23 protein-coding genes and 1 pseudogene are annotated in these 18,152 nt (G+C 73.5%); 15 read left to right on the top strand and 9 right to left on the bottom strand.

The features are described 5' to 3' along the window. Window positions 1-9 precede the first annotated feature (9 nt). From dapE to ETU37_RS04330, 6 genes are all read left to right on the top strand, one after another. Complete coding sequence (gene dapE, locus ETU37_RS04355) at window positions 10-1,083, top strand: succinyl-diaminopimelate desuccinylase (protein WP_129985687.1); 1,074 nt, start codon at window positions 10-12, stop codon at window positions 1,081-1,083. After that, window positions 1,080-1,883 carry an LOG family protein gene (locus ETU37_RS04350; RefSeq protein ID WP_129985685.1) on the top strand — a complete coding sequence of 268 codons (804 nt, stop codon included), beginning with the start codon at window positions 1,080-1,082 and terminating at the stop codon, window positions 1,881-1,883. The genes dapE and ETU37_RS04350 overlap by 4 nt, the downstream gene beginning before the upstream one ends. 31 nt (window positions 1,884-1,914) lie before the next feature. Next, window positions 1,915-2,214, top strand: a complete 300-nt coding sequence (locus ETU37_RS04345) for a DivIVA domain-containing protein (protein WP_129985683.1) — start codon at window positions 1,915-1,917, stop codon at window positions 2,212-2,214. Then, window positions 2,214-2,696: an SRPBCC family protein gene (locus tag ETU37_RS04340; protein ID WP_129985681.1), complete on the top strand. Its 483-nt coding sequence runs from the start codon at window positions 2,214-2,216 to the stop codon at window positions 2,694-2,696. Before ETU37_RS04345 ends, ETU37_RS04340 begins: the two co-directional genes overlap by 1 nt. 94 nt (window positions 2,697-2,790) lie before the next feature. Continuing rightward, complete coding sequence (locus ETU37_RS04335) at window positions 2,791-3,195, top strand: hypothetical protein (RefSeq protein WP_129985679.1); 405 nt, start codon at window positions 2,791-2,793, stop codon at window positions 3,193-3,195. 3 nt (window positions 3,196-3,198) lie between these two features. Then, complete coding sequence (locus ETU37_RS04330; protein ID WP_129985677.1) at window positions 3,199-3,945, top strand: M14 family zinc carboxypeptidase; 747 nt, start codon at window positions 3,199-3,201, stop codon at window positions 3,943-3,945. On the opposite strand, the gene ETU37_RS04325 is transcribed toward ETU37_RS04330, so the two are convergent. Together ETU37_RS04325 and ETU37_RS04320 are read right to left on the bottom strand one after the other, a co-directional pair. Beyond that, window positions 3,942-4,712, bottom strand: a complete 771-nt coding sequence (locus tag ETU37_RS04325; RefSeq protein ID WP_129985675.1) for a L,D-transpeptidase family protein — start codon at window positions 4,710-4,712, stop codon at window positions 3,942-3,944. The two genes, ETU37_RS04330 and ETU37_RS04325, sit on opposite strands and share 4 nt — an antisense overlap. A gap of 2 nt (window positions 4,713-4,714) precedes the next feature. Continuing rightward, a complete protein-coding gene (locus tag ETU37_RS04320; RefSeq protein WP_129985673.1) occupies window positions 4,715-5,518 on the bottom strand; it encodes an enoyl-CoA hydratase/isomerase family protein in 804 nt (267 codons plus the stop codon). A gap of 220 nt (window positions 5,519-5,738) precedes the next feature. Here ETU37_RS04320 and ETU37_RS04315 point away from each other — a divergent pair, with 220 nt between their 5' ends. The 3 genes from ETU37_RS04315 (at window position 5,739) to ETU37_RS04305 (ending at window position 8,005) form a co-directional block, all read left to right on the top strand. Further along, a complete protein-coding gene (locus ETU37_RS04315; RefSeq protein ID WP_129985671.1) occupies window positions 5,739-5,906 on the top strand; it encodes a DUF3117 domain-containing protein in 168 nt (55 codons plus the stop codon). A 160-nt stretch (window positions 5,907-6,066) separates the two neighbouring features. Further along, a complete protein-coding gene (locus tag ETU37_RS04310) occupies window positions 6,067-7,620 on the top strand; it encodes a leucyl aminopeptidase (RefSeq protein ID WP_129985670.1) in 1,554 nt (517 codons plus the stop codon). Window positions 7,621-7,660: 40 nt separating this feature from the next. Further along, on the top strand, window positions 7,661-8,005 hold the full coding sequence (locus ETU37_RS04305) for a hypothetical protein (protein ID WP_129985668.1): 345 nt from the start codon (window positions 7,661-7,663) through the stop codon (window positions 8,003-8,005). Window positions 8,006-8,009: 4 nt separating this feature from the next. Here ETU37_RS04305 and ETU37_RS04300 read toward each other — a convergent pair whose 3' ends face one another. Both ETU37_RS04300 and ETU37_RS04295 read right to left on the bottom strand, forming a co-directional pair. Then, window positions 8,010-8,561, bottom strand: coding sequence for a GNAT family N-acetyltransferase (locus ETU37_RS04300; RefSeq protein ID WP_129985666.1), 552 nt, complete (start codon window positions 8,559-8,561; stop codon window positions 8,010-8,012). A gap of 5 nt (window positions 8,562-8,566) precedes the next feature. Then, window positions 8,567-9,154 (bottom strand): O-methyltransferase, encoded by a 588-nt coding sequence (locus ETU37_RS04295; RefSeq protein ID WP_276319666.1) that lies wholly within the window; start codon window positions 9,152-9,154, stop codon window positions 8,567-8,569. A gap of 265 nt (window positions 9,155-9,419) precedes the next feature. On the opposite strand from ETU37_RS04295, the gene sigE reads away from it, so the two are divergent. The 4 genes and pseudogenes from sigE to ETU37_RS04275 form a co-directional block, all read left to right on the top strand. Further along, window positions 9,420-10,079 (top strand): RNA polymerase sigma factor SigE, encoded by a 660-nt coding sequence (gene sigE, locus ETU37_RS04290; protein ID WP_129985662.1) that lies wholly within the window; start codon window positions 9,420-9,422, stop codon window positions 10,077-10,079. 53 nt (window positions 10,080-10,132) lie between these two features. Then, on the top strand, window positions 10,133-10,729 hold the full coding sequence (locus ETU37_RS04285; protein ID WP_129985660.1) for a hypothetical protein: 597 nt from the start codon (window positions 10,133-10,135) through the stop codon (window positions 10,727-10,729). Between the two features lie 50 nt (window positions 10,730-10,779). Then, window positions 10,780-12,171 carry a S1C family serine protease gene (locus ETU37_RS04280; protein ID WP_129985658.1) on the top strand — a complete coding sequence of 464 codons (1,392 nt, stop codon included), beginning with the start codon at window positions 10,780-10,782 and terminating at the stop codon, window positions 12,169-12,171. A gap of 28 nt (window positions 12,172-12,199) precedes the next feature. After that, window positions 12,200-12,520, top strand: a pseudogene (locus ETU37_RS04275) (DUF2784 domain-containing protein); the annotation flags it as partial. Between the two features lie 13 nt (window positions 12,521-12,533). On the opposite strand, the gene ETU37_RS04270 reads toward ETU37_RS04275, so the two are convergent. The 4 genes from ETU37_RS04270 to ETU37_RS04255 are packed head-to-tail and all read right to left on the bottom strand — an operon-like array spanning window position 12,534 to window position 15,906. Continuing rightward, the gene (locus ETU37_RS04270) at window positions 12,534-12,881 is read right to left on the bottom strand and encodes a sec-independent translocase (RefSeq protein WP_129985656.1); all 348 of its coding nucleotides are present in this window, start codon (window positions 12,879-12,881) and stop codon (window positions 12,534-12,536) included. A 2-nt stretch (window positions 12,882-12,883) separates the two neighbouring features. Next, window positions 12,884-14,065, bottom strand: coding sequence for an Mrp/NBP35 family ATP-binding protein (locus ETU37_RS04265; RefSeq protein ID WP_129985654.1), 1,182 nt, complete (start codon window positions 14,063-14,065; stop codon window positions 12,884-12,886). A 22-nt stretch (window positions 14,066-14,087) separates the two neighbouring features. After that, on the bottom strand, window positions 14,088-14,633 hold the full coding sequence (locus tag ETU37_RS04260; protein WP_206053717.1) for a DUF1003 domain-containing protein: 546 nt from the start codon (window positions 14,631-14,633) through the stop codon (window positions 14,088-14,090). Further along, window positions 14,626-15,906 carry a magnesium transporter gene (locus ETU37_RS04255; protein ID WP_129985650.1) on the bottom strand — a complete coding sequence of 427 codons (1,281 nt, stop codon included), beginning with the start codon at window positions 15,904-15,906 and terminating at the stop codon, window positions 14,626-14,628. Before ETU37_RS04255 ends, ETU37_RS04260 begins: the two co-directional genes overlap by 8 nt. A 43-nt stretch (window positions 15,907-15,949) precedes the next feature. Here ETU37_RS04255 and ETU37_RS04250 point away from each other — a divergent pair, with 43 nt between their 5' ends. Together ETU37_RS04250 and ETU37_RS04245 are read left to right on the top strand one after the other, a co-directional pair. Then, window positions 15,950-16,837, top strand: a complete 888-nt coding sequence (locus ETU37_RS04250) for a PhzF family phenazine biosynthesis protein (RefSeq protein ID WP_129985648.1) — start codon at window positions 15,950-15,952, stop codon at window positions 16,835-16,837. Beyond that, complete coding sequence (locus tag ETU37_RS04245) at window positions 16,834-17,592, top strand: aminotransferase class IV (RefSeq protein ID WP_165372396.1); 759 nt, start codon at window positions 16,834-16,836, stop codon at window positions 17,590-17,592. The genes ETU37_RS04250 and ETU37_RS04245 overlap by 4 nt, the downstream gene beginning before the upstream one ends. On the opposite strand, the gene ETU37_RS04240 is transcribed toward ETU37_RS04245, so the two are convergent. Further along, window positions 17,585-18,133: a hypothetical protein gene (locus ETU37_RS04240; RefSeq protein WP_129985644.1), complete on the bottom strand. Its 549-nt coding sequence runs from the start codon at window positions 18,131-18,133 to the stop codon at window positions 17,585-17,587. The genes ETU37_RS04245 and ETU37_RS04240 overlap by 8 nt on opposite strands. Window positions 18,134-18,152: the final 19 nt, after the last annotated feature.

The following is an 18,152-nucleotide window of genomic DNA, read 5'->3' as shown; positions in this document are numbered from 1 at the left end:
GCTGGCAGGATGACCCATATGTCTCTCGACCTCACGCAGGACGCCGTCAGCCTGACCCGCGACCTCGTCGACATCGAGTCGGTGAGCGGCAACGAAGCGGCGATCGCCGACGCGATCGAGGCCGCGCTCGGCGGGCTCGACCACCTGACGGTGCAGCGCTTCGGCCACACGCTGGTGGCGCGCACCGACCTCGGCCGCGACGAGCGCGTCGTGATCGCCGGGCACATCGACACGGTGCCGCTCAACGACAACCTGCCCGCCAAGCTGACCGACACCGACCTGCACGGCCTCGGTGCTTGCGACATGAAGGGCGGGGTCGCGGTCGCGCTCCGGACGGCCGCCACGGTGCCGGCTCCCAACCGCGACGTGACGTACGTGTTCTACGAGTGCGAGGAGGTCGAGGCCGAGCGCAACGGCCTATTCCTGCTCTCGCAGAGCCACCCGGAGCTGCTGCAGGCGGACTTCGCGATCCTGATGGAGCCGTCCGACGCGGTCGTCGAGGCCGGCTGCCAGGGCACGATGCGCGTCGACGTGATCACGCGCGGCGAGCGCGCCCACTCGGCCCGCTCCTGGATGGGCGTCAACGCGATCCACGGCGCCGCCGAGGTGCTCGCGCGGCTCAACGCGTACGAGCCGCGCCGACCGGTCATCGACGGGCTGGAGTACCACGAGGGCCTCAACGCCGTCTTCATCTCCGGCGGCGTCGCCGGCAACGTGCTCCCCGACGAGTGCCGGGTCTCGATCAACTACCGCTTCGCGCCCGACCGCACCGAGGAGCAGGCGCTCGCGCACATGCGGGAGGTGTTCGACGGCTTCGACATCGAGGTCAGCGACTCAGCGCCCGCCGCGATGCCCGGGCTGAGCGTGCCCGCGGCGGCCGCCTTCGTCGAGGCGGTCGGCGGCACGGCCAACCCGAAGTTCGGCTGGACCGACGTCGCCCGCTTCAGCGTGCTCGGCGTGCCGGCGGTGAACTTCGGCCCCGGCGACCCGCACCTCGCCCACAAGCAGGAGGAGTTCGTGCCGCTCGACCACATCCGCTCCGTCGAGGAGCAGCTGCGCACCTGGCTGGGGGCCGCGTCGTGAGCGACCTGACCGAGCAGCCCCACGAGAAGTACCGCGGTCGCACCCGGCTCCGCGGCGGCGAGCTCGACACGAGTACGACGGACCAGCGGCTGCTGGACTCGCGCGGCCCGACGGACTGGGTGCACACCGACCCATGGAGAGTGCTGCGTATCCAGAGCGAGTTCATCGAGGGCTTCGGCTCTCTGGCCGAGCTCGGACCGGCCATCTCGGTGTTCGGCTCCGCGCGCACGACCCTCGACGACCCGTCGTACGCCCTCGGGGAGGAGATCGGCCGCAAGCTCGTCGAGGCGGGCTTCGCGGTGATCACGGGCGGCGGTCCCGGCGTCATGGAGGCGGCCAACAAGGGCGCCCGCGCCGCGCGCGGCCACTCCGTCGGGCTCGGCATCGAGCTGCCGTTCGAGTCGGGGCTCAACGAGTACGTCGACCTCGGCCTGAACTTCCGCTACTTCTTCGCGCGCAAGACGATGTTCATCAAGTACGCCCAGGGCTTCGTCGTGCTTCCGGGCGGCTTCGGCACCTTCGACGAGCTGTTCGAGGCGCTGACGCTGGTGCAGACCCGCAAGGTCACCTCGTTCCCGATCGTGCTGATGGGCACCTCCTACTGGGCCGGACTCGTCGACTGGATCCGCGGCACCGTGCTCGCCGAGGGCAAGGTCAGCCCGGCCGACCTCGACATGTTCACGGTCACCGACGACGTCGACGAGGCGGTCGCGCTGATGGTCGAGGCGCGCACCCGCCGCCCGCGGGGCAGCGACCGGGCCAAGGCGGAGCCGGGCGACGCGACGGTGCCGCCCGAGTGACCGTCAGGGTGAGTAGCGCAGGATGGGCCTCATGACCTGGGTGTTCGCGATCCTGATCGTCGCGCTGATCGGCGTGGTCGCCGTCGCGGCGACCGGGCGCGGCGGGGCGATGGCGGAGACGTTCGACGACCGGCCCGACAGCCGCGTCCAGGCCGACGGCCCGCTGACCTCGCAGGACCTGCGGCGGGTGCGCTTCTCCACCGCGTTCCGCGGCTACCGGATGTCCGAGGTCGACGCGCTGCTCGACCGTCTCGCCGCCGAGCGCGACGCGGCCGAGATCGGCGACGCCGACCGCGACGAGGGGGTACGGCGCGAGGACGGGGCGGGCTGATGCGCGCCCTGATCCGGCGCGAGGTGCCCCTCGCCGTGCCGGCCGCGGCGGCGTGGGAGTACGTCACCGACTGGCCGAGCCAGAGCGACTGGGTGCCGCACACCCGTGTCGAGCACGCCGACCCCGCCGCACCGGCGCGCGGCGTCGGGGGACGGATCCGCGCCTGGTCCGGGCTGGGCCGGATCGGGTTCTGGGACACCATGACGATCACCTCCTGGGAGGTCCGGCCCGACGGGGGCGGCCGCTGCGAGGTGCTGCACACCGGCACGGTCGTGCGCGGCGAGGGCGAGTTCGAGGTCGTCGCCGACGGCCCCGACGCCTCGCGGTTCCTGTGGTCCGAGCTCGCGGTCGTGCCCGGCGGGCGCCTCGGGGCGCTCGGCTGGAAGGTCGCGCGGCCCGTCATCGAGCGGCTCCTCGACCAGGGGCTGGCCGTGCTCAAGGAGCGCCTCGAGGGCGGCCCCGAGGAAGCCGCCCGGGCCTAGCCGCGGCCCCGGAGAGTCCCGGAGAGCACCACCGGTTCGGACCGCGACGGCAGGTTGCGTGCAGGTGACCAGGGCGTTACGGCAGGATCGTCGCGTGACTCCGTACCGCATCACCCTGGTGCTCACCGTCCTCGCCGCGGTCGTCGTGGTCCTCACCCGCGTCCGGCTCGCGAAGGACGAGGGCGCCGGACGACTCTCGATCCCGCGTGGTCTGCTCAACACGCACACGTTCTCGGGCGTGCCGGCCGTCATCCTGTGGGTCGCCTTCCTCGTCACCGGGAACGCCCTGCTCGGCTGGATCGCGCTGCTGTTCTGGTGGGTCACCGTGGTCGCCGGCCTGCTGATCCTGGCGCGCTGGCTCCCGGCCCGGGGGCGGCACTCGTCCGGACCGACCGCGGACACCTGGGGCGAGGGCCCCGGGCTCTCCGCCCTGGCCCATGTCGGTCTGCTGGTCGGCGTCCTGCTCTTCACCGGCTTCCTCGCCACCGGCAACATCTAGGTCATGCGCCGCGCTCTCGGGACCGCCCTCGTCGTCCTCGCCGCCCTGCTCGTCGTACCCCCGCCCGCCGGTGCGGTCCGCGCCGCCGGGGAGGAGCGCTCCGCAGTGGTCCAGACCCGCGTGGTCGGGCTGTCGGTCAAGGGCCGCAAGATCATGGCCTACCGGGTCGGCAACCCGGACGCGAAGGTCACCGCCGTCGCGATGGCGACCATGCACGGCAACGAGCCGGCCACACGGCACATCCTGCGCGGCATCCGTGACGGCCGGAAGGTCAAGGGGCTCGACCTCTGGGTGATCCCGACCTACAACCCCGACGGTCTGGCCCGCCACACCCGCCGCAACGCCCACGGGGTCGACCTCAACCGCAACTTCCCCTACCGCTGGGCCGACCTCGACGGCAGCTACGAGTCCGGGCCGCACGCTGCGTCGGAGCCGGAGACGCGGGCGGTCATGGCCTTCTTCGACGAGATCCGGCCGCGGTACGTCGTCAGCTTCCACCAGCCGCTGCACGGCGTGGACACGTCGGTCCCGTCGGTACGGCGGTTCGCGCTGCGGCTCTCGCGCGGGCTGAACCTGCCGCGCAAGCGATTCGTCTGCGGCGGCGTCTGCCACGGCACGTTCACGCAGTGGTTCAACCACCGGTACCGCGGCAAGGCCGTCACCGTCGAGTACGCCGCCCGTCCCGGCCAGCACCGGATGCGGCACCGCGCCCCGCGCCAGCTGGTGCGCACGCTCGGCGGCCACTACTAGTAGCGGCGCTTCACCCAGTCCGTCGGGCCCATCACGATCCGCGGCGAGGCGGCCGGGTCGAGCCGCCGCACGATCCAGCGGACGTCGTCGAGCGGCGCCGCCACGCAGCCGGCGGTGTACGTCGAGCGCTGCACGTGCAGGAAGATCCCGCCGCCCCGCCTGGTGTCGGCCGGCGTGCCCGCGACGTACTGCCGCCGCTCCGACGACCAGCGCACGTCCCGGGGCAGGTTGAACCCCAGCACGACCGCGTAGGAGTACTCGTAGCCGTAGGACCGCAGCCGCTCGTGGTAGTCGGGCCGCCAGTGCGAGCCGGCCGCCCGGCGCGGCTGCAGGATGTTGTAGGTCGCCGGGTCGCGCGGCTCGTAGGGCCAGACGTCGTCGCGGTCGACGTGCCGGTAGTCCAGCGCGGTGCCGGGACTCGTGCGGGTGCCGAAGGCGCGCTCCATGGAGTACGACCCGGCCGGCGTCGTCCCGGTGTTCTGCCGCCGCCTGCCGCCCGGCACCCAGCCGTTCCAGCCCAGCCGCACCCGCACCGGGCCGCGGACCCGCTGCCAGTCACCGCCCGCTGCGCGCTCCCACACCGACAACCGCGCCCGCGTGTCGCTCCACCGGTCGCTGGTGACGGTGACGAGCTGGCGGACCCCGTCGCCCACCTGGAGGTACGACGGCAGCGAACCGGCGGCCGCGGCGGGACCGGGCACCGCCACGGTCGTGACGAGCAGGACCGCGCCGAGGCCGGCCGCGAGCACTCCCGAGAGGCGGCCCACGATCAGCGGCCCTCGAACGACGGCTTCTGCTTGCCCACGAACGCCTCGACCGCGTGCCGGTGGTCGCGGGTACGGCCGGTCAGCGCCATCATCTCGGCCTCGAACGCGACCGAGTCGGCGAAGTCGTGCTCGGAGGAGTGCGTCACCGCGCGGCGGACCGCGCCGTAGGCCACGGTCGGGCCCTCCGCCAGCCGGGTGGCGAGCTCGGCCACCTCGCCGGCGAGCTCGTCGGCCGGCACCACCTTGGTGGCCAAGCCCAGGTCGAGCGCCTCGGCGGCCGGGATGGTGCGGGGGAAGTAGAGCAGCTCGAGCGCCTTCGCCCGGCCGACCAGGCGGGGGAGGGTCCACGAGGAGCCGGTGTCGCAGGACAGCGCGATCCCGGTGAACGCCAGGTTGAACCCGGCGGTGTCGGCGACGACGCGCAGGTCGCATGCGAACGCCAGGCTGCAGCCGGCGCCGGCGGCGACGCCGTTGACGGCGGCGACGACCGGCTTCGGCATCGTGACGAGCGCGGTGACGATCGGGTTGTAGTGGTCCGGGACCGTGGTGAACAGCGAGTCCGAGGTCCCGCTCTCCAGCAGCCCGATGTGCTCCTTGAGGTCCTGGCCGACGCAGAACGCACGGCCGCTGCCGGTCAGCACCACGCAGCGCACCGCGTCGTCGGCGGCGACCTGCTGCAGGGTGTCGCGCAGCAGCTCCTTGGTCGCGACGTCGAGGCTGTTCATCGCCTCGGGACGGTTGAGCTGCACGGTCGCGACGCCGTCGCTGACGTCGAGCAGGACGGGCGGCTGGGTCGGGTCGGACATCGGCAGGTGGCCTCTCGCGGTGGTGGCGGGGGTCGTCTGGACGCAGTCTGCCGCACGCCGCGGACACCGATCCGGCCGCCGTTCGGGAACTCGACCGTCGAACCGGGTGTCTTTGGGGAATAATGGACCACGAAGCAGCGCCACGGTCGGTTCACACCCGGGTGGGATCAGGCCACGCACAGCAACGGCGCACTGAACTGGTACAGGAAGAGGTGTGCGCATGGCGGCGATGAAGCCGCGGACGGGCGACGGTCCGCTCGAGGTCACCAAGGAGGGTCGGGGCATCGTGATGCGGGTCCCGCTCGAAGGCGGTGGCCGCCTCGTGGTCGAGCTCAACGCCGAGGAGGCAGGTGCCCTCGGCGCGGCGCTCAACGAGGTCGTGGGCTGACCCCCACCCCGCACAACCACTGATCATCGGATCGCCAGGACCCCGTCCACCCTCAGGGTGGGCGGGGTCCTGCCGTGCCGGGACGGCGGTCTCCGCGAGTAGGGTCGGGGCCACCCCGGCGTACGCCGGCCACCCCGCCCCGCAGCCGTCAGGAGCCCGCGTGTCCCTCCCCGCCCAGGTCAGCCCGCCGCAGATCGCGCTGAGCGACGTGGCGCCGTCCGCGGTGGTGGGCGCCGACGTCGTCGCGCTCCCCGTGCTGGCCGACCCCGGCGACGGGGCCGAGGCCGCCGGACCGACCCTCGGGCCCGGTGCGGCCGAGCTGCTCGACGAGCTCGACCTCGACCTGTTCTCCCTGCTCGAGCTGCACAAGGCGACGGGGGCCGTCGGTGAGGTCGTCGAGCACGCCGTGCTGTCGCCGTCCGGGCTCACCAACGACGCGCTCCGCCTCGTCCTGCTGGTCGGGGTCGGCGGCGGCTCGCCGTCCGAGCTGCGCCGCGCCGGCGCCGCCCTGGTCCGCCGCGCCAAGGGCCACGAGACCGTCGCGACGTCGCTGGCGGCGCTCGCCGACGACGGGGGCCTCCGCGCGCTGGTGGAGGGCCTGGTGCTCGGTTCGTTCGAGTTCCACTGGCGCTCCACGGGGGCGCTGAAGGAGCCGGTCGAGCGGGTCGTGCTCGCCGGCGTCTCCGACGCGGCCGGGCGCAAGGCCGCGCTCGACCGGGCGGTCGCCGTGGCCGGCGCCGGCTGGATGTCCCGCACCCTCGCGCTGGTGCCCTCCAACGAGAAGTCGCCCGAGTGGCTCGCCGACCAGGCGCGGACCGTCGCGCGCAACGCCGGCCTGACCGTCAAGGTGTGGGACGAGAAGCAGCTCGCCGCCCAGGGCTTCGGCGGGATCCTCGGCGTCGGCCAGGGCTCGGCACGCCCGCCGCGGATGGTCCGGCTCGACTACACGCCGGCGTCGGGCGCCCGCAAGGCGAAGCACGTCGTCCTGGTCGGCAAGGGGATCACGTTCGACACCGGCGGGCTGTCGATCAAACCCAAGGACAACATGATGCTGATGAAGCGCGACATGACCGGCGCGGGCGTGGTGCTCGCGGTCATGGGTGCGCTGGCTGCCGTCGACTGCCCCGTCCGGGTGACCGGCCTGCTGCCGCTCGCCGAGAACTCCGTCGGCGCGAACTCCATCCGCCCCGGCGACGTGCTCGTCCACTACGGCGGCCGCACGTCCGAGGTCACCAACACCGACGCCGAGGGCCGGCTGGTGCTCGCCGACGCGATGGCGTACGCCGTCGACGAGCTCGCGCCCGACGCCCTCGTCGACATCGCCACGCTCACCGGCGCGATGAAGATTGCGCTCGGGCAGAAGACCGGCGGCTACTTCGCCACCGACGAGGCGCTCGCCGACCTGCTCCGCACCGCCTCGCTCTCCGCGGACGAGCCGCTGTGGCGGATGCCGCTCGTCGACGACTACGAGGAGCGGCTCTCCTCCAAGGTCGCCGACGCCGACAACGCCGCCGGTCCGCCCGGCGCGATCACCGCCGCGCTGTTCCTGCGCCACTTCGCCGGCGACGTGCCGTGGGCGCACCTCGACATCGCGTCGGTCGGCGACGCACCCAAGGACGAGTACGAGTACACCAAGGGCGCCACCGGCTTCGGCGCCCGCGCGCTCCTGCACTGGCTGGAGCTGCGCGAGCCGCTCGCCGGCGTCGGCGGCTGACCCGACGACCCACCCCAGAAGCCGAACGAAGGAGCCTCCCATGCACGGCCTGACCGTCCGCTGGTCGCTCGAGGACGCCCCCGGGGGTGCCGCCGAGGCGCTCCGGGGGTACGTCGAGTCGACCTCCCACGCCCGCTTCACGGGCAAGGAGGGACTGCGCTTCAAGACCTGGCGGATGCGCGAGGGGGAGTGGTTCGAGGGCTGCTACGTCTTCGAGTCCCCCGACCAGCGCGACACGTTCGAGCGCGAGTTCACCGCCGTCGCGGCCGAGTCGCCCGGCTCGCAGCTGGTCGGCTCCGCCCCGGTCCTGATCGAGCCCTGCGAGGTCGTCGCGGTCGCCGAGGGGGGCTCCGGGTTCCTCGCCGCGCCGTCCTACGCCATGTGATCCGTCAGGGCCGGGTCCGTACCCAGTAGCGCAGCTTGCCCTCGCGGGTGTCCTCGTAGACGCCCCCGTTGCGCTCGATCGTGCGCCGCGAGGCCTCGTTGTCGACGTCGCACGTGACCAGCGCCCGCGCGATGCCGCGCCCGCCCGCGACCTCGAGCATCGCCCGCAGGGCGTACGTCGCCGCGCCCCGGCCGCGCGCGCTCGGCCGGACGCCGTACCCGATGTGGCCGCCCCACGTGAGCAGGTCGGGGGTGAGCCGGTGGCGCAGGCTGACCCGGCCGACGTACTCGTCGTCCTCGACGATCCACTTGACCGTCGCCGGCACCCAGCCGTCGGGGCGGGGGGAGTCCTCGCGCCGGTCCCCGAGCAGGTAGGCGACCAGCCGGGCGAACTCCGCCGGCTCCTCCAGCCCCTCCCGGGTGAAGACCACGCCGGCCTCAGGCAGGTGCACGATCCCGGCGTACGACGGCTGCCCGGACGCGACGAACTCGTCGGCCGCGTCGAGGAACGACCGCTGGAAGCCGGGGTCCGGGTCGACGAGCCGGAACGTGCCCACGCGGCTCAGGTCTCGGGGGTCCAGACCTTCTTGGCGACGAGCAGGCCGTCGCCGACCGGCAGCAGCACCGGCACCAGCCGGTCGTGCTCGGCCACGGTGCGGACCAGCTCGCGGATCGCCACGGTCTCGCCGTCGCGCTGGGCCGGGTCGGCGACGCGGTCGTGCCAGAGGGCGTTGTCGAAGGCCACGATGCCGCCGGGCTTGACCAGGCGGAGCGCCTCGTCGAGGTAGGCGGGGTACTCCTCCTTGTCGCCGTCGGCGAACACGAGGTCGTAGTGGCCGTCGGTCAGCCGTGGCAGCACCTCCAGCGCCCGGCCCGGGATGAGCCGCACCCGCTGGGACGGGATCCCGGCCTCGGTGAACGCCTCCTTGGCCAGCCGCTGGTGCTCGCCCTCGGTGTCGACCGTGGTCAGCACGCCGTCGGGACGCATCCCGCGCAGCAGCCAGACCCCGGACACGCCGGTGCCCGTGCCGATCTCGACGACGGCCCGCGCCTCGGTGATCGCCGCGAGGAAGCGCAGCGCCGCGCCGCCGCCGGGGCCGATCGGCGCGACGCCGACCTCCTGGGCGCGGGCTCGGGCGTTGGCCAGCACCTCGTCCTCGGTGACGAACTCCTCGGCGTAGGCCCAGCTGGCCGGCTTGAGTCCCGAAATGGTGGCCTCCTCGGTCCGAATCCTGCGCGGGACTCTACCGGCATCGAACCCGGGAACACCGGAACGGCGTCACACGTTCAAGAGGGAACAGCTGGGGGAACTCCCAGCATGATCGAGCCTGCTCCTCAGGTCGCTCTCAGGCGCAGATCCTAGGTTCAGAGGAGGACGAACCGCTCCGGTGAGTACCCGACGTCGAGGAGACGCCATGTTGGACAGCACGAGCCCTGCCAGTCCGGCCGACGGGCGTGCGCCCGACACGGCCGCTGCGTCGCCCGCTGCCCCGGCCGTGCCCACCTGGGACGAGATCGTCGAGCAGCACTCCGCCCGGGTCTACCGGCTCGCCTACCGCCTGACCGGCAACAAGCACGACGCCGAGGACCTCACCCAGGAGGTCTTCGTCCGGGTGTTCCGGTCGCTGTCCTCCTACACCCCCGGCACGTTCGAGGGCTGGCTGCACCGCATCACCACCAACCTGTTCCTCGACGGCGCCCGCCGCAAGGCGAAGATCCGCTTCGACGCGCTCGCCGACGACGCCGACACCCGGCTGCCCAGCCGGGCCGTGACGCCCGACGCCGCCGTGCTCGCCGGCCTGTTCGACGACGACGTCGAGGCGGCGCTGTCCGCGCTGTCGCCCGACTTCCGCGCGGCGGTCGTGCTCTGCGACATCGAGGGCCTCAGCTACGAGGAGATCGCCGACGTGCTCGGGCTCAAGCTCGGCACCGTCCGCTCCCGCATCCACCGCGGCCGCTCGATGCTGCGCAAGGCGCTGGCGCACCGCGCCCCCGGCGCCGGCCGCTCGCGCTACTCCGGCCCGCTCGACGTACCCTCGCCGCGGCGCGGGGGCCTGACCGCCCAACCGACGTGATGGGCGGCGGCTGGCGACTCGGACCCCTCGGCGGTCACCTCGGTGGCCCGACGGTGAGCGCCCTCGTCGACGGTCAGCTCGACGAGGAGTCCACCGAGCGGGCGTGGACGCACGTCCTGCACTGCCCGTCGTGCCGTCGCGCCGTCGAGCGCGAGGGCTGGGTCAAGTGCCAGCTCGCCCGGATGGCCGGCAGCAGCCCCGAGGCCGACGTGCCCGACGGGCTCCTCGGCTCCCTCCACGCCCTGCATCCCCTGACGGACCTCGACCCCGTCGAGCGCGAGACGCGCGAGGCCTGGGCCGCGGTCGGTGAGATCGAGGAGCGCGGCCGAGGCCGTCGCCGGGCCGGCCTCGCCGCGGTGGGCGTCGGCTCCGTCTCGGCCGCGGTCCTCGGCTTCACCGCCCTGAGCGGCTCCCCGCTCGGCATCGGCGGCGTGCCCTCCGGGCCGCCACCCTCCGCGCTGACGCGCAACACCCCCACGACCGGCCCGCTGGCCCAGCTCGGCTCGACGCTCGACGTCCGTGGCCGGCGCTCGGCCGACCCGTCGACGGGCGCCACCGTGCCGTCGTCGTTCGTGCCCTTCTCCGGCTGGAGCTTCTCCACCCCCGTGGCGGCGCGGGTCGCCGGCGCCGCGGTCGAGACCCCCCGCTGACCGTCCCGGGCGGGCGTTTCGCCGTTGGGCCGGTGGTCCATCATGGAGGGGTGAGCCAGTACGACGACCGCGACCAGCCGCCCGTGTCCGGTGACGACACCGGGCAGGCAGGCGACCGCGGCGCCTGGGACGACACCCAGCCCATCGCCGGCGCCGACCCGCACGCGCCGAGCCCTGAGACCGACCCGCCGGCTGACGCCCCGACCGGGCAGGCGCCGCCGATCTGGCAGCCGCCGGCCGGTGACCCGGCACCCGACCAGCACACCCCGGCCTGGCCCACGTCCGCCTACGGCACCTACGACCAGCAGGCCTACGGCGAGCCCGCGCCCACCGGCGGAACGTCGTCGAGCAGCGGCCAGCCCGGCTGGTTCTGGCCCGTCGTCGCCGCGGTAGCCCTCGTCGTCGGGCTGCTGGGCGGCACGCTCGCGTCCGTGGCGGTCTTCCGGTCCCTCGACGGCACGGGCTCGGTCAACGTGCCGACCATCGAGTCCGACGAGCAGGCCGCCGAGCCGCTCGCGGCCGACAACGGCAGCATCGCGGCGGTGGCCGCCAAGCTGCTCCCCAGCACGGTGCAGATCCTCGCCGCCGGCGGGGCCGGCAGCGGTGGCGGCGCGACCGGCTCCGGCTTCGTGCTGGACGGCAAGGGCCACGTCATCACCAACAACCACGTCGTCGCCGAGGCGACCGGGGACGGCGAGATCACCGTCGTCGACAACAAGAGCGAGGAGCACGCGGCGTCGATCGTGGGCCGCAGCCCCGTCTACGACATCGCCGTGCTGCAGGTCGAGGACTTCGAGGGGCTCCGCCCGGCGTCGCTCGGCTCCTCCCGCTCGATGCGCATCGGCGAGAGTGTCGTCGCGATCGGCTCGCCCCTCGGCTTGAGCAGCACGGTCACGTCCGGCATCGTCTCGGCGATCGACCGGCCGGTCACGACCGGCACCGAGGACGAGTCGTCGTACATCAACGCCGTGCAGACCGACGCCGCGATCAACCCGGGCAACTCCGGCGGCCCGCTGGTGAACCTGCGGGGGCAGGTCGTCGGCGTCAACTCGGCGATCGCCACCACCGGCGGGTCGTTCGGCGGCGAGTCCGGCAACATCGGCGTGGGGTTCGCGATCCCGATGGAGCAGGTCAAGGTCACGGCGGCCCAGATCCTGTCGAGCGGCGAGGCGAAGTACCCCGTCATCGGCGCCAACGTCAACACCGGCGAGCAGCGCGGCGGGGCCGAGGTGGTCGACGTCCCGTCCGGCACGCCGGCGGCGGTGGCGGGTCTCGAGGAGGGCGACGTGGTCACCTCCGTCGACGACAAGAGGATCACCGACGGCATCGGGCTGATCGTCGCGATCCGCAGCCACCAGCCGGGTGAGACGATCCGGCTGACCGTGCTGCGCGACGGCGACGAGGTGCAGGTCGACATCACCCTCGACGCGAAGGTGGGCTGACCGGCCACCGAGGGACGGGAGGTGCGGGGTGCCCTACGACCTCCTCGTCGTGGCCGCGCTGGCCGCGCACCTCGCCTTCCTCGGGTACCTGACGCTGGGCGGGTTCCTCGCCTGGCGCTACCCGCGCACCCTGCCCGTCCACGTCGCCGTCGTGGCGTGGGGTCTCGGCTCGGTGGTGATCGGGTACCCCTGCCCGCTCACCGCGGCGGAGCAGTGGGCCCGGGAGCGGGCGGGACGTCCCGCCCTGCCCGCGGGCGGCTTCATCCAGCACTACCTGACGGGTGTGGTCTACCCGGAGCGGTACCTCGCCGTCGTGCAGGTCCTCGTCGGGCTGCTCGTCGTGGCGTCGTGGGTCGGCTTCGTCAGGTCGCGTCGGCGTCGTACGGCGGTCGCTCGCCCGCAGCCAGGGGGCGAAGGCCCGGCCGCTCCGGCTCGCGGGCGGAGGCCGTCTGGTCGTCGTCGTTCTCGTCCCACGCCTCGTTGATGTACTTGCGCACCGCGCGGCGGGGGTCGAGGTCGCGCAGCTCGAAGTCGGCGTAGTCGGGGCCGAGCTCGGAGCGGATGTCGTCGCGCGCGGCCTGCGAGAACTGCCGGACCTGGCGGACCATGCGGCCGGCCTGCTTCGCGAACTCGGGGAGCCGGTCGGGACCGAAGATGAGGAGTGCCACCACTGCGATGACTGCCATCTCCGGCAGGCCGACTCCGAACACGCCTAGAGCCTACCGGCGGGCGTGAGCCCGAGCTGCAGGCCGGCCAGGCCGCGGCCGCGGCCGGACAGCGTCGCCGCGACCTTCTCGAGGGCGGCCGCCGAGGCCGAGCCGGGGGCGGTCGTGACGATCGGGCGGCCGGAGTCGCCGCCCTCGCGCAGGTCGAGGTCGAGCGGGATCTCGCCGAGCACCGGGACGTCGTAGCCGAACCGGCCGGACAGGGTGGCCGCGACCCGGGCTCCGCCACCGCTGCCGAACACCTCGAGGCGGTGCTCCCTGCCCTCCTCGGCGCAGTGCGGGCAGGGCAGGAACGACATGTTCTCGACCACGCCGACGACGCGCTGGTGCATCATCGACGCCATCGTGCCGGCGCGCTCGGCGACCTCGGCCGCGGCCTCCTGGGGGGTGGTCACGACGACCACCTCGGCGTTGGGCAGGTGCTGGCCGAGCGAGATCGCGATGTCGCCGGTGCCCGGGGGCAGGTCGAGGAAGAGCGCGTCGAGGTCGCCCCAGTACACGTCGCTGAGCATCTGCACGAGTGCCCGGTCGAGCATCGGGCCGCGCCAGGCGACGACCTGGTCGCGCCGCGGCTTGAGCATGCCGATCGAGATCACCGACAGCTCCCCGGCGTACTCCCGGGTGAGCGGCGTCGGCACCGGCATGATCATGTCCTCGACCTGGGTGGGCCGGGTGTCGCCGACACCGAGCATGGCCGGCACGGAGTGACCGTAGATGTCCGCGTCGACGATGCCGATCTTGAGCCCCTGCTTGGCCATCGCGGCCGCCAGGTTGACGGTGACCGACGACTTGCCGACACCGCCCTTGCCGCTGGCGATCGCGTAGACCTTGGTCAGCGAGCCGGGCTGGGCGAACGGGATCTCCTTCTGCGCCTGGCCGCCGCGCAGGGAGTCCTGCAGGCCCGAGCGCTGCTCCGCGGTCATCACGCCGAGGCTCAGGTCGACGCCGGTGACGCCGGGGACCTTGCCGACGGCGGCGTTGACGTCGCGGGTGATGGTGTCCTTGAGCGGGCAGCCGGCGACGGTGAGCAGCACCTTGACGTGCACGACGCCGTCGTCGCCGACCTCCACGGAGTCGACCATCCCGAGGTCGGTGATCGGCCGGCGGATCTCCGGGTCGTTGACCGTGGCCAGCGCAGCCTGGATCGCGTCGAGAGCGGGGGAAGCCATACCGAAAGGGTACGTGGCGGGATCAGTGGAGCGGGTCGCGGTCCGGGTCGCCGGACTCCGCCAGGTCGCGGGCCTTGCGGTCCTTCTCCTCCAGCTCGGCCAGCAGCGCCCGCAGCTCGGAGCGGACGTAGTCGCGGGTGGCGACCTCCCCGAGCGCCATGCGCAGGCTCGCCATCTCGCGCGCGAGGAACTCCATGTCGGCGTGCGCCCGGGTGTTGGCCTGCCGGTCCTGCTCGGCGATGACCCGGTCGCGGTCCTCCTGACGGTTCTGCGCCAGCAGGATCAGGGGAGCGGCGTACGACGCCTGCAGGCTGAGCATGAGCGTCAGGAAGATGAACGGGAAGCCGTCGAACAGCCACGAGGCCGGCGCGAGCCAGTTCCAGAGCAGCCAGACGACCACGAACAGCGTCATGTAGAGCAGGAATCGCGCGGTGCCCATGAAGCGCGCGAAGTTCTCCGCGAACCGGCCGAACCGGTCGCTGTCCACGTCCGGCCGGCGGATCAGCTGCCGCCGCGTCTCCTTCGGCTGGTCGAGCCGCGGACCACGGTCCTCCCGGCGGCTAGCCACGGAGGTTCCGTCCGTCACCGAGCCCGCGCAGCGGGGCAGGGGTGTCGCGCCAGTTCTCCGGGAGCAGGTGGTCGAGCAGGTCGTCGACGGTCACCGCGCCGACCAGGCGGTTGTCCTCGTCGACGACCGGGGCGGCGACCAGGTTGTACGTCGCCAGGTGGCGCGCCACCTCCTCGAGCGTCGAGTCCGGGCGCAGCGGCTCGATGTCGGTGTCGAGGGCGGCCCCGACGAGGGACGACGGGGGCTCGCGCAGCAGCCGCTGGATGTGCGCGACGCCGATCAGCCGGCCCGTGGGCGGCTCGAGCGGCGGGCGTACGACGTAGACGAGGGCGGCGAGCGACGGGCTGAGCTCGGCCTGCCGCACGTGCGCCAGGGCGTCGGCGATCGTCGCGTCGGGAGGCAGGATCACCGGCTCGGTGGTCATCATGCCGCCGGCGGTGTGCTCCTCGTAGGACATCAGCCGCCGGACGTCCTCGGCCTCCTCCGGCTCCATCAGCTGGAGCAGCGTCTCCGCGGTCTCGGGCGGCAGCTCGGCGATCAGGTCGGCCGCGTCGTCGGGGGACATCTCCTCGAGGACGTCGGCGGCCCGCTCGCTGTCGAGGGCGCCGAGGATCTGGACCTGGTCCTCCTCCGGCAGCTCCTCGAGCACGTCGGCGAGGCGCTCGTCGTTGAGGGCCGCGGCGATCTCGCCGCGGCGCTTGGGCGGCAGGTCGTGGATCACGTGGGCCAGGTCGGCCGGGCGCATCTCCTCGAGCGCGGCGAGCAGGTGGGTGGCTCCCTGGGCTTCCTCCGGCGGGGCGAAGCCCTCGATGTCGCGCCACTCGACCTGGTGGGTCTGGCCGCGCCTCCCGAACCGCTTGGCGGTGCCCTCCTGCAGGGCCACCCGGCTGATCACCCAGTCGCGGTTGCGGGCCAGCTCCATGGCCATGTCGTAGACGAGGCCCTGCGCGCCGGACTCCCTGATCGTCACCCGGCGGTCGAGCATCTGGCCGAACACCAGGGTCTCGGTCGGGCGCTGCTCGAAGCGGCGCATGTTGACCAGCCCGGTGGTGATGACCTGGCCGGAGTCGATGCTCGTCACCCGGGTCATCGGCACGAAGATCGAGCGACGGCCGAACACCTCGACGACGAGACCGAGCACGCGGGGCGGGAGGCCGCTGGGTCGGAGCACCACGACGAGGTCGCGGATCTTGCCCACCTGGTCGCCGGCCGGGTCGAACACCTGCACGCCGGCGAGGCGTGCGACGAAGACTCGGGTCGGGGAGGTGCTCACGTCCAGACAGGCTAGTGGGTGAGGGTCTGGTTCACTTGCCGCCATGCGGCTGGCCTACGACATCGTCGACGTCTTCACCGATCGTCCCTTCGCCGGCAACCAGCTCGCCGTGGTCCACGGTGGCGGCGACCTGACGACGGCGCAGTGCCAGCAGATCGCGCGGGAGTTCAACTTCTCCGAGACGACGTTCCCGGTGCCGCAGTCCGACGACGCGTACGCCGTGCGCATCTTCACGCCCGGCTCGGAGATCCCGTTCGCGGGCCACCCGACGCTCGGCACCGCCTGGGTGCTGCGCTCGCAGGGCCGGCTGTCCGGGGAATCCGCGACGCAGCACTGCGGCGCCGGCGAGGTCGGGGTGCGCTTCAGCGGCGACCGGACGGTCGAGCTGTCCGCGCGGCCGCGCGACTCGGTCGGCCACGACGGGCGGTTCGTCGCACGCCTGCTCGCCGACCTCGGCCTCTTCCCGAGCGACCTCGACGGGCCGGTGTGGGTGGCGGGCTGCGGCCTGACCTTCGCGTACGTGCCCGTCGCGGACGACGCGCTCGGCCGGGTGCACGTGCCGCCGCGTGCGCTCTCGGAGTACGACGACCAGCCCGACGTCCGCGACCCGATGGACGGCGTCGACGTGTACTCGGTGGCGCGCTCCGGCGACGACCTCGCCGTGCACGCCCGGGTGTTCGTGCCGGGCCTGTCCGTGCCGGAGGACCCGGCGACCGGCGCAGCCGCGGCGGGCCTGGGTATCGCGCTGGTCGAGACCGGGCGGCTCGCCGGGGGCGGGTCCTACACGATCCGTCAGGGCCTCGAGATGGGTCGGCCGTCCACGCTGCACGGGCGTGTCGACGTCGACGCCGACGGCCGCCCGGTGCTGTGCCACGTCGCGGGCGAGGTGCAGACGGTCGCGCGTGGCGAGATCGAGGTCCCCGCTCCGTGACCTACGTCGAGGTCGACGGCGTCGTGCCCGACGCCGACACCCTCGCGCGGCTGCTGCACCGCGGCTACGGCCACGTCACCGCCTTGCAGGTGCGGGGCGGCGCGACCCGCGGGCTCGACCTGCACGTCGACCGGCTCGAGCGCCAGCACCACACCGTGTTCGGCGAGCTGCTGGACGGCGAACGCGTGCTGCGGATGGCCGGACACGCCGTCCGCGACCACCCGGACGCGTCGGTCCGCGTCGTCGTCACGGAGGGACCGACCGTGACCGTGGTGGTCGACGACCCGGCACAACCGCCGACGACCCCGCAGCGGCTGCTGACCGTGGGTGCCGAGCGGCAGGTGCCGGAGGTCAAGCACCTCGGCACGTTCATGCAGGGCTACCAGGGCCGCCGGGCCGCGGCGGCGGGTTACGACGACGCGTTGTTCGTCGGCCGCGGCGGGCGGGTGCTGGAGACCACCATCTGGAACGTCGGCTTCGTCGAGGACGGCACCGTCGTGTTCCCCGAGGGCGCGCTGCTGCCCGGGATCACGATGCTGCTCCTGCTGCGGCACGCGCCCGCCGCGGGCGTCCCGGTCACCAGCCGCCCGGTGCGGGTGCAGGAGCTGGTCGACCTCGACGCGGCGTTCCTCTGCAACTCGTGGGGCGTCGTCCCCGTCGCCGAGGTCGACGACGTGGCGTGGCCGGCCGCCCACCCGGTCGTCGACCGGCTCGTGGCGACGTACCGCGACGTGCCGCAGGACCCGCTCAGCTGAGCCGGGGCCGCCTCTTCACGCGCCGGTGCAGCACCCGCGGCAGCGGGCCGCGGGTGGTCGCCTCGGTCTCGCGGGGGACCGCTCGGTGCGACGCGTCGGTCAGCTCGCCCGGCCGCTCGACCGTCTCCCCGGTGGGCGCCAGCCGGGTCACCACGCTGGTCGCCGCCCACCCGTCGGCGGCGGTGGCGAGGTCGTCGAGGTTGAGCCGGCCCGCGACCAGGGCGGCCGTCACGGTGCCCCAGCTCTCCTCGTCGGGCGTCACCCGGGACGCGTCGGCCACCCAGGTGACCAGGCGGCCGCCGTTCTCCTTGCTACGCATCGTCACCTCGACCCGGCGGGCCTGTTCGATGCCGGGCAGAGGCTGCTCGTCGCCGCCGGACACGACGTACAGCGCGCCGCCGTCGTCGGTCTCCACCCACGCGTGCCACGCCGCGTGGGTGGCGCGGACCTGGTCGTAGCCGCTGGCGTAGGTCAACCAGGACACGCCGGTCTTCTTGCCCAGCTCGGCGACCAGGGCGGGGACGAGATCCGGCTCGCTCACGCCGTCGAGCGTGCCAGAC

This window comes from Nocardioides iriomotensis (assembly GCF_004168035.1).
In the GTDB taxonomy this organism is placed as follows: Bacteria; Actinomycetota; Actinomycetes; order Propionibacteriales; family Nocardioidaceae; genus Nocardioides_B; species Nocardioides_B iriomotensis.
This window is presented reverse-complemented; position numbering and strand designations above follow the sequence as displayed.